Genomic DNA, 9565 nt, shown 5'->3' with positions numbered 1-9565 from the left:
CAGCTTTTCCGGTTGCGAGAAGGAGCGAAGGGTGGTTGCCTCCGGCAGGCCGTACGGGGAACGAACCGACGCCCTTCCACCCCCGGGGGCCTGCCGCGCGGCGAGCGCCGCTTTCGCCCTTCGCCCTTCGCCCTTCGCCCTTCGCTCTTGATCTCTCCGCTCTCCGCTCTGCCGAGAGTGACCTGGACCACAGCCAGGAACCGGACCCACCACAAACCCGACCACCTGGCAGTCGGGCACTTCCCCTTCCCGCCTGACCGCACGCAAGCGTGCTCACACCGGGCCGGTCCGCCGACTCCGACCGGCCCACCGGCCCGGTGTCACACGCCGGTCACCCCACATCACCGCTCGAACCGGTAACCACGCCCGGGCTCGGTGATCAGGTGCCGCGGCCGGGACGGCTCCGGCTCCAACTTCCGGCGCAACTGCGTCAAGTACACCCGCAGGTAGTGCCCGGCATCCTCGTGCCCCGCGCCCCACACCCGCCGCAGCAGCTCCCGACCGGCCACCGGCTCACCCCCAGCCCGCACGAGCACCTCCAGCAGCGCCCACTCCGTCGGGGTCAGGTGGACCTCCCCGTCCCCCCGGTGAATGCGCTTCGCACCGAAGTCCACCGTGAAAGACGCCGCACGCACAGGCGGTTCCCCGACCAGTCGCGGCCCGGCCCGGCGCACGGCCGCCCTGATGCGCGCCAAGAACTCGCCCACCTCGAACGGCTTGGTCACGTAGTCGTCGGCACCGGCGTCCAGAGCGGCCACCTTGTCCGCCGAGCCCACCCGCGCGGACAACACCACGATCGGCACCGTCGACCGCTCCCGCAGCGCCCGGATCACCGCGATGCCGTCCAGGTCCGGCAACCCCAGGTCCAACACCACCACATCCGGCCCGCCGCCCGCGAAGAAGACCTCCACCGCCGACGTCCCGTCCGAAGCCGTCAACACCGAAAACCCGTGCGCCGCCAACGTGATCCGCAACGACCGCAACACGACCAGGTCGTCATCCACAACCAACACACTGCTCACAGGATCTCCACCGACCCCGCCAAACCCGCCACACCCGCCGACCCCGCCGACCCCGCCAAACCCGCCACACCCACCGAAGCCGCCGGCAACGAGATCACGATCGTCAACCCGCCCCCGGGCGTGTCCTCGGCGGCGATCGACCCGCCCATCGCGTCCACGAAACCCTTCGCCACGCTCAACCCCAACCCCACCCCGGGCGTGTTGTCCCGATCCCCCAACCGCTGGAACGGGGCGAACACGGCGTCGGCGGTGTTCTTCGGCAACCCGCGCCCGTGGTCGACCACCCGCAGTTCGACGCGGTCGCCGTGGGCGCTGGCCCGGACGGCGATCTCCGGCTCGTCGGCGCTGATGGCCCCGTCGCCGTCCACGTCCACCACCCGGCGCGGGCTCAGCCTGCCGTGGCGCAGGGCGTTGTCGATGACGTTCGCGACGACCCGCTCCAGCAACCCCGAGTCGGCCAGCACGGCGGGCAGGCCCTCGGACACGTCCACCGACACCGAGCGCCGGTCGTCGATGCCGGCCAACGCCCGGGCCACCACCTCGTCGAAGGTCACGGCCCGCAGCAGCGGCGCGACGGCCCCGGTGGCCAGGCGGGACGAGTCCAGCAGGTTGTCCACCAGGCCGGTGAGCCGGTCGGCGGAGACCTCGATGGCCTCCAGCAGCTCACGGGTGTCCTCTTCGGACAGTGCGAGGTCCGCCGCCCGCAGGCTGCCGATGGACGCCTTGATCGAGGTCAACGGGGTGCGCAGGTCGTGCCCGACCGCCGACAGCAGGGCGGTGCGCAGTTCGGTGGTCTCGGCCCGGCGCTGGGCGTCGGCGGTCTCGGCGGCCATGCGCTGTTGCCGCAACGCCATCAGCGCCTGCCCGGCGGCGGCCTCCAACGCGCGCTGGTCGCCGGCCGGCAGGGCCCGGCCGCGCAGCGCCAGGTGCACGTCGCCGGTCACCGGCACGTCCACGTCGGCGTCGTCGGGCTCGCCGCACGGGCGCGGGCCGACGCACGCCACCCGCTCCCACCCGCCGTCGCGGCGCTCCAGCAACGCCACCGACTCCAGGCCGAAGTTCTCCCGCACCTTCTCCAACAGCCGCGCCAGCGGGAACGGGCTGGTCAGCACGGTCCGCGCGTAGGAGGCGAGCAACGCGGCCTCGGTGCGGGCCCGCGCGCCCTGCTCGCCCAGGCGGGCCGCCCGGTCCACCACCAGCGCCACCAGCACGGCCACCACCAGCATCGCCAGCAGCGTCACCAGGTTCTCCGGCGTGGCCACGGCCAGGCTGTAGTACGGCGGGGTGAAGAAGAAGTTGAGCAGCCCCGCGCCGAGCAGGGCCGCGCCGACCGCCGGGCCCAGGCCGCCGACCAGTGCGACCACCACCGTGGCGAGGAAGAACCCGACCAGGTCGGTGGAGAACGTCAGCCCGTCCCGCGCGAGCACCCCCACCCCGGTCACCGCGAACGGCAGCGCGACCGCCAGCGCCCAGCCCAGCAGCACCCGACCCCGGGTCAACGGGCTGCGCCCGACCCGCCAGCGCGGACCGCGCCGCGCCTCGTCGTGGGTGACCATGTGCACGTCGATCGGCCCGGACGCCTGGATCACCGCCGCGCCGATGCCCTCGTCGAACACCCGCGCCAGCCGTGACCGCCGGGACGTCCCCAGCACCAGCTGCGTCGCGTTGACCCCGCGCGCGAACTCCAGCAGCGCGGTCGGCACGTCGTCGCCCACCACGGTGTGGAAGGTCGCGCCCACGTCGTCGGTGACCTTGCGGGCCCGCGCCAGCGACTCCGGCGACACCCCGGTCAGCCCGTCGCCGCGCAGCACGTGCACGACCAGCAGCTCCGCGCCCGCGCGGGCCGCGATGCGCCGCGCCCGCCGGATCAGGGTCTCGCTCTCCGGGCCGCCGCTGACCGAGACGACGACCCGTTCGCGGGTCTCCCACGTGTCGGTGATGCGCTGCTCGGACCGGTAGCGCAGCAGGGCGACGTCCACCTGGTCGGCCACCCACAGCAGGGCCAGCTCGCGCAGCGCGGTCAGGTTGCCGACGCGGAAGTAGTTGCCCAGCGCGGCGTCGATCTTGTGGGCGGCGTAGACGTTGCCGTGCGCGAGCCGCCGGCGCAGCGCCTCGGGCGTGATGTCGACCAGCTCGACCTGCCCGGCGCGCCGGACCACCTCGTCGGGCACGGTCTCCCGCTGCCGGACGCCGGTGATCCGCTCCACGACGTCGTTGAGGGACTCCAGGTGCTGGATGTTGACCGTCGAGAGCACGTCGATGCCCGCGTCCAGCAGCTCCTCGACGTCCTGCCACCGCTTGGCGTTGCGCGAGCCGGGGACGTTGGTGTGGGCCAGCTCGTCCACGACGGCGACCTCGGGCGCGCGGGCCAGCACGGCGTCCACGTCCATCTCGGTGAGCTGGGCGCCCCGGTGGTGCAGGGTCCGGCGCGGCACGGCCTCCAGCCCGGCGAGCCGTTCGGCGGTCCGGTCGCGGCCGTGCGTCTCGACCAGGCCGACGACGACGTCCGTGCCGCGCTCGCGCCGCCGGTGCGCCTCGCCGAGCATGGCGAACGTCTTGCCCACGCCGGGCGCGGCCCCGAGGTAGATCCGCAGCTCACCGCGCTTGCGTTTGCCTTCCACGTCCTCAGTGTGCGCGCCCGGCGGGCACGGCTCAGCGCGACGATCCACACACGCCAAGAACGCGTAAAGACGCTGCGCGCTTCGGGAATCCACAGCACCGGGCTGAACCACCCGGCCGTCCGCCGGCGTAGAGCAGGGTCGGAGCCGGGGCGGCTCCCGTCCACGGCGGCGCCGACATCCCGGTCAGGCCTGGCAGGGCCTCGCCGCCGACGGACGCGGGGGCCGAGGGTCCGCATCACCCTCGGCCCCCGGCCGCCGCCGGTCCACCGGCACTGCCCTTCCGGTTCACCCCAACCCCAGGCCCGGTCCCGGTCAACCCCAGGCCTGGTCCCCGTCAACCCCGGACCTGGTCAACCCCAGCCCGGGTCGGTCGGCCGCCCGCTCACGGCGTCGTGACCGGCGGCGCCGCCGCGCGCCGACCGCCCTTCAGCCAGATCACCGAGCCCGGCTCGCGGGCCTCCTTGCGGATCTTGCCCACGCCCAGCCGGTAGGTCAGCTCCTTGTAGGCCGCGCCGAGCCGGCCGCCGAAGTAGAGGGTGAGCGCGGTGTCGTCCTTGCGGGCGAACTGGCGGAGTCCCGCGGCGCGGCCCAGGCTCACGCACGAGCCCACGAAGGCCTGGTCGATCGCCGCCGGCTCGACGCCCCCGATCCGGCTCAGCACGGTGTCGGCCGCCTGCGCGCCCAGCGGACCGGCGGCCTGGCAGCTCATCCGCAACGGCCGCCCGGACGGGGCGGCGGCGTCGCCCGCGGCGACCACGCGGGGGTCGTCGAGGCTGGTCAGCGTCTCGTCGGTGAGCAGCCGGCCCAGGTCGTCGGTGCGCAGCCCGCTCGCGGCGGCCAACCCGGGCACGGCGAACCCGGCCGTCCACACGGTCAGCGCGCTCGCGCGGAGCGTGCCGTCGGCGAGGACGACGGTGTCGGGGCGCACCTCGGTGACCGAGTGGCCCTCCACCACCTCCACCCCGTGCCGGGCCAACCACCTGGTGGTGTACCGGCGGCCGGGGGCGCTCAGCGACGGCGCGAGCGTGCCGCCGCACACCAGCGTGATCCCGCGACGACCGCGTTCGGCCAGTTCGGCGGCGATCTCGATGCCGGTCAGGCCGCCGCCCACCACGGTGACCGGGGCGTCGAGCGGCAGCCGGTCCAGCGCGGCGCGCAGTTCCCGCGCCGACTCCAGCTCCCCGAGGGAGGTGGTGTGCTCGGCCGCGCCGGGCACGGCGGACGGCACGGCGGACGTGCTGCCGACCGCGTAGACGACGTAGTCGTAGTCCAGCGCCCCGCCCGACGCCAGCTCCACGCGCCGGGCGGCGGTGTCGATGCGGGTGGCGCTGTCCACGACCAGCCGGACCTCCTCCGCCAGCAGCGTGCCGTAGTCCACCGTGGCCTCGCCGGCACCGGCGGCGTACTGGTGCAGCCGGATCCGGTCGACGAACGCCGGCCGCGGGTTGACCAGCGTGACGCGGACGTCGTCGCGCTGCCGCAGGCGGTTGGCCGCGAGGGCGCCGGCGTAACCGCCGCCGATGACGACGACCTGGTGTGCTGCTCGGGTGCTCATGGCGGGTTCCTCCCTGGTCGGTGTCCCACCACCCCGACCGGCCGCCCCCGCGGAACGTCAGGCTGACACCCCGCGGCCCTGTCCGGTCGAACTGGTAGGCACGACACGACACAGGGGAGCCGACGAGAACATGACCACGCAGTCCGGAGCCGACCCGCTGGACCCAGAGCTGAGCGCGATCATGGGCGAGCGCCGGCAGCTGATCAACCTGGCCTACCGGCTCCTCGGCTCGCTCGCCGACGCCGAGGACGTCGTCCAGGAGACCTACGCCCGCTGGTACGCGATGTCGCGCGAGCGGCAACGGGCCATCGAGTCGCCGGGCGCGTGGCTGAACAAGGTCGCCGGCCGGCTGTGCCTGAACGTGCTGTCCTCGGCGCGGGTGCGGCGCGAGACGTACGTGGGGGAGTGGATCCCCGAGCCGCTGCCCGACCCCACCGAGTGGATCACCGGCCGGCCCGCCGCCGACCCCGCGGACCGGGTCACCCTGGACGAGTCGGTCACCATGGCGTTCCTGGTGGTGTTGGACGCGATGACCCCGGCCGAACGCGTCGCGCTCGTCCTGCACGACGTGTTCCGCTACCCCTTCGCCGACATCGCCGAGATCACCGGCCGCACCCCGGCCGCGTGCCGGCAGCTCGCGTCCTCGGCGCGCCGCCGCCTGCGCGCCGCGCAGCCGCCCGCGACCCCGGCGGCCCGGCAGGCCCGGGTCGTCAAGGGCTTCAAGGAGGCCCTGGAGGTCGGCGACGTCGAGGCGCTGCTCGGCCTGCTCGACCCGGGCGTCACGGCCATCGCCGACGGCGGCGGCCTGGTCAGCACCACGCTGCACCCGATCGAGGGCGCGGAGCGGATCGCGCGTTCCCTGATGGCGCTCTGGGACCGGGTGCTGCACCAGACGCTGTTGGAGCGCACGGTCAACGGTCAGCCCGGCCTGGTCGCCCAGTTGGACGGCGTGACGGTGTCGGTGTACTCGTTCGAGGTCGTGGACGACCGGATCACGCGCATCTGGGCCGTGCGCAACCCCGAGAAGCTCCGGCTGTGGGCCGGTCCGGAGGTCAGTGGGTCGGCTGGGTGAGCCACATGCGACCGGGGTTGGCGCGACCGCCCGGGACGTAGGCCGGGATGTCCAGGTGGTGGCCGGTCATGTCGATGAGCAGGTACTCCAGGTGGGGCGGCGGGACGATCACCGGCAGCGGCCCGCACTGGAACGGCTTCCACGCGCCCGGGTGGCAGGTGGGGGTGAAGGTGATCAGGTCCGCCGAGAGGCGGGTCAGGTAGAGGTCCACCTTGTCCTCGCCGACGGCGCGGAAACTGGCGTTGTCGGTGAACGGGGCCGCTTCCTGGCGGAGGGTGAGGGTGACGCCGTTGCTCGCGGTGGCCTTGAGGTCGAGGTCGGAGTGGACGGTGAACTCGTCGAGGACCCAGTGCATCACCTCCACCTGCCGCGTCCGGCCCGCGCCGTCCGCCACGGTGAGGGTCTCGTTGCCCCGGTAGTGCAGGCCGCCCACCCAGCCCGCGCCCGCGGTCACCGTGATGTCGGTGGCGGGGACCAGGGCGGGCGCGGCCTCGGCGCGCGGGGTGGCGAGCATGGTCAGCGGCAGGGCGACGGACAGCCCGAGCGCGACCAACGCGACCGGCCCCCGCGACGTCCCACGCGCCGGCTCGGCGGCTTCGTCCGGCTCGGCGGCATCTTTCGGCTCGGCGGCTTCGTCCGGCTCGGTGGTGTCCGTTCCACCGGGAGACTTCGGGCGGGGTTCGCCCCAGGAGGCCGCCATCGCGCCGCCGACCACCGCGCACAGCGTCCCCACGAAGAAGCCGCCGAGGTTGGACAGCGGGAACGCCGCCAGGCCGACCAGGACCGCGATCAGCCCGGCGATCACCCGGGTCACCGGGCTGAACCACACGCTCACCCCGAGCACCACCAGGATCGACCCGAGCAGCACCCCGGACACCCCGCCGGTCCCGCCGCCCAGCACCACCTGGATCGCCATCAGCGGCACGACCAGGATCGGCGCCGCCCCGACCAGGATCACCAGGCCGCCCCAGAACGGCCGGGTGCGGCGCCAGCGGGTGAAAGCACGCCACCACGTGAAGCGCATGTCGCAGAAGCCCTTTCCGAAGAGGTGGCGGGGACCGGGGTCGGCCCCGCCACGCCGGTCAGCAGCGGGTGGCGCCCGGACTGACGCTGAGCTGGAGGTTGTCGAGCTTGAACGTGCCGCCGATGGCCGCGGACAGGGCGTCGGCGTCCAGCGAACCGATCCGGGCCCGTTCCGCCTGCAGGCCGAAGTCGCTGGTGCCGGTCTCGCCGCGCACCTCGGCGGGGCCCCGGTCCAGCGAACCCTTGGCCACGCCGAGCTTGAGCTGGTCGAACTCGGCGTTGCCGCTGAGCTGCTTGGCGTCGAGCAGCAGCCCGCTGGCGCTGATCTCCCGCGTCTTCGGGTCCGCGTCCCCGGCGGTGATCTTCAACGTGAACGGGACGCCCAGGACCTCCGGCGTGGTCGCCGCGCACAGGCCGCTCAGCTCGGCGGTGGTGAAACCGGCGTAGGTGACGCCCTGCCCGGCCCGCGCCGACACGACCCCGGCGAACCCGCTGCCGCTGACGTCGTCGGACTTGAGCTGGATCGGCACCCCCGCCACCGCGAACGACGCGGCCAACAGGCTGTTGGCCATCGCCGCCGTCATCGCGGCGACGAGCCCGAGGCCCGGCAGCGCGACCAGGGCGGTGCGGCCCCACCGTGTTCTGCCTTCGTCCATCTGCGCACTCCTTCCCGCACGCTACGGTGCGTGCTTTCGAACCCGTCCGAGGGCGCGCGCCACCGGCGGAGGAGGGCGTTCGCGAGTGGTCGGCACCGGGCGGGTCGGCAGATCGTGCAACGGAGACGCCGGTCACACAAGGGTCCATCTGGCCTGGTAGTGACTGTGACTTTCGGTCGCATGCAACTGGCGGTAACGGTCTGCGCTACGCGCGGTACGGGTTGGTGTCGAAAAACGTTGTCACTGTGCGCTGAATCCGCGTTCTGTTACTGTCCGTGAAGACGAAACTTCGAGTAACAGTTACGCAACATCACAGGTACTCAGGGCCGAACGGGGGCACGTGGTGCGCTGGTGGGTGGTGGCCGGGGCGGTGCCCGTGGTGCTCGCGGTCGTCGTCGCGGCGATCGGGTTCGCGTTGTCCGCGCCGGTGCGGGGCGACAGCATGGACCCGGCCCTGCGCGCCGGGGACCGGGTGCTCGCGAACCCGTTCGGCGGGACCGCACCGCAGCGGCTCGACGTGGTGACCGTCCGGCCGCCGGGGCGTGACGCCGTGGCCGTCAAGCGGGTCGTGGGCGTCGGTGGCGACCAGGTGCGCATCACCGGCGGACGCGTCCTGGTGCGGCCCGGCGGGGACGAGCGGTGGCACGTGCTGGAGTGGCCCGCCGAGGGGACCTGCTGCGCGCCGGACGGGCGGGGCGGCGTGGACGCGGCGGTGGTCGTACCCGAAGGCGGTTACTTCGTGCTCGGGGACAACACGGCTGTGTCGACGGACTCCCGGGAGTACGGTTTCGTGGCGCGGGCCGACGTGATCTCCGTCGTGTGGCGGCGCGTGTGGCCGCCGGCCGACGCCGGCGAGGTGCCCCGGCCGCGCCTGGACCCGATGTAAGCCGGTTGTAAGGCACGCGGCGCATGCTGGAGTCGTTCGCAGGCGACGGTATCCGTGGAGCCGGGCCTCGACCGGACGCGAAGGGGGAGCCGTCCGGCCGTGGCGTCACCGGAAAACCCGCCCGGTCGCGTCGGTACCCCGGCCCGCACCGCCCGCGAACCCGGAGGCGGTCGCCGTGGCTGTGCCGGCGCTGGCCACGGCCGACCCTCCGGTCCCACCCCGCGGATCGAGCATCGGGACTCCCCGGACGAGACTTCGGGAGGAGTCGTGACGACCGGTCGCCTGTTACCCGGTGTCTTCGCCGAAGAACGACACCTGGTCCCCGCCAACGCGCCCACCCACCACTCCGCACACCTGGGCGAGCGCTACCGCGCCGTGTGCCGGGCGCTGTGCATCCCGGCCTACTCGGGCGGCTGCCACACGTGGCGGCGCTGGCCGATCTGCCCGAACTGCGCGCGCCACCTCCTGGGCGGCGCGCTGATCCCACTGGACACCTCGCTGAACTGAGCACGCCCCCGAGGGGGCGGGACGCGGCGGCGAGGGACGCGGTCGCCCACGGGCGCGGCGGCAGGGGCCGTGCCCGGGTGGCCGTGAGGGGCGCTGGGAACCCGCGGGCGCGGCGGCAGGGGTCGCGCCGAAGTTGAAGTCCGACGTCCGGACCCAAGGTGCGCCAGAGCGGACCGTTGACTGCGTTGCGGACTGGTACATGGAGCACGCGTCGTCTGAGCAG

Annotated in this window: 8 protein-coding genes; 3 read left to right on the top strand and 5 right to left on the bottom strand. The window is 73.8% G+C overall.

What is annotated here, in order from left to right:
* Nucleotides 1–341 precede the first annotated feature (341 nt).
* The 3 genes from AB0A74_RS41635 to AB0A74_RS41625 all read right to left on the bottom strand — a co-directional run bounded on the left by AB0A74_RS41635 (nucleotide 342) and on the right by AB0A74_RS41625 (nucleotide 5198).
* Nucleotides 342–1022 (bottom strand): response regulator, encoded by a 681-nt coding sequence (locus AB0A74_RS41635; RefSeq protein ID WP_358258607.1) that lies wholly within the window; start codon nucleotides 1020–1022, stop codon nucleotides 342–344.
* Nucleotides 1019–3643, bottom strand: coding sequence for a sensor histidine kinase KdpD (locus tag AB0A74_RS41630; RefSeq protein ID WP_358258605.1), 2625 nt, complete (start codon nucleotides 3641–3643; stop codon nucleotides 1019–1021). The genes AB0A74_RS41635 and AB0A74_RS41630 overlap by 4 nt, the downstream gene beginning before the upstream one ends.
* A 382-nt stretch (nucleotides 3644–4025) precedes the next feature.
* Nucleotides 4026–5198 carry an FAD-dependent oxidoreductase gene (locus tag AB0A74_RS41625; protein ID WP_358258603.1) on the bottom strand — a complete coding sequence of 391 codons (1173 nt, stop codon included), beginning with the start codon at nucleotides 5196–5198 and terminating at the stop codon, nucleotides 4026–4028.
* Between the two features lie 130 nt (nucleotides 5199–5328).
* Here AB0A74_RS41625 and sigJ point away from each other — a divergent pair, with 130 nt between their 5' ends.
* A complete protein-coding gene (gene sigJ, locus AB0A74_RS41620) occupies nucleotides 5329–6270 on the top strand; it encodes an RNA polymerase sigma factor SigJ (protein ID WP_358258602.1) in 942 nt (313 codons plus the stop codon).
* Here sigJ and AB0A74_RS41615 read toward each other — a convergent pair.
* Both AB0A74_RS41615 and AB0A74_RS41610 read right to left on the bottom strand, forming a co-directional pair.
* Entirely contained in the window at nucleotides 6251–7294 is a 1044-nt protein-coding gene (locus AB0A74_RS41615) for a DUF6114 domain-containing protein (RefSeq protein ID WP_358258600.1), read from the bottom strand. The two genes, sigJ and AB0A74_RS41615, sit on opposite strands and share 20 nt — an antisense overlap.
* Before the next feature lie 58 nt (nucleotides 7295–7352).
* Nucleotides 7353–7949 carry a DUF6230 family protein gene (locus tag AB0A74_RS41610; protein ID WP_358258598.1) on the bottom strand — a complete coding sequence of 199 codons (597 nt, stop codon included), beginning with the start codon at nucleotides 7947–7949 and terminating at the stop codon, nucleotides 7353–7355.
* A 340-nt stretch (nucleotides 7950–8289) separates the two neighbouring features.
* Between AB0A74_RS41610 and lepB the strand changes: the two genes are divergently transcribed.
* Together lepB and AB0A74_RS41600 are read left to right on the top strand one after the other, a co-directional pair.
* Nucleotides 8290–8835 (top strand): signal peptidase I, encoded by a 546-nt coding sequence (gene lepB / locus AB0A74_RS41605; RefSeq protein WP_358258596.1) that lies wholly within the window; start codon nucleotides 8290–8292, stop codon nucleotides 8833–8835.
* A 267-nt stretch (nucleotides 8836–9102) separates the two neighbouring features.
* Nucleotides 9103–9342, top strand: coding sequence for a hypothetical protein (locus AB0A74_RS41600; RefSeq protein ID WP_358258594.1), 240 nt, complete (start codon nucleotides 9103–9105; stop codon nucleotides 9340–9342).
* The last annotated feature ends 223 nt before the right edge of the window (nucleotides 9343–9565 follow it).

Source organism: Saccharothrix sp. NPDC042600, assembly GCF_040647305.1.
Lineage (GTDB): Bacteria > Actinomycetota > Actinomycetes > Mycobacteriales > Pseudonocardiaceae > Actinosynnema > Actinosynnema mutabilis.
This window is presented reverse-complemented; position numbering and strand designations above follow the sequence as displayed.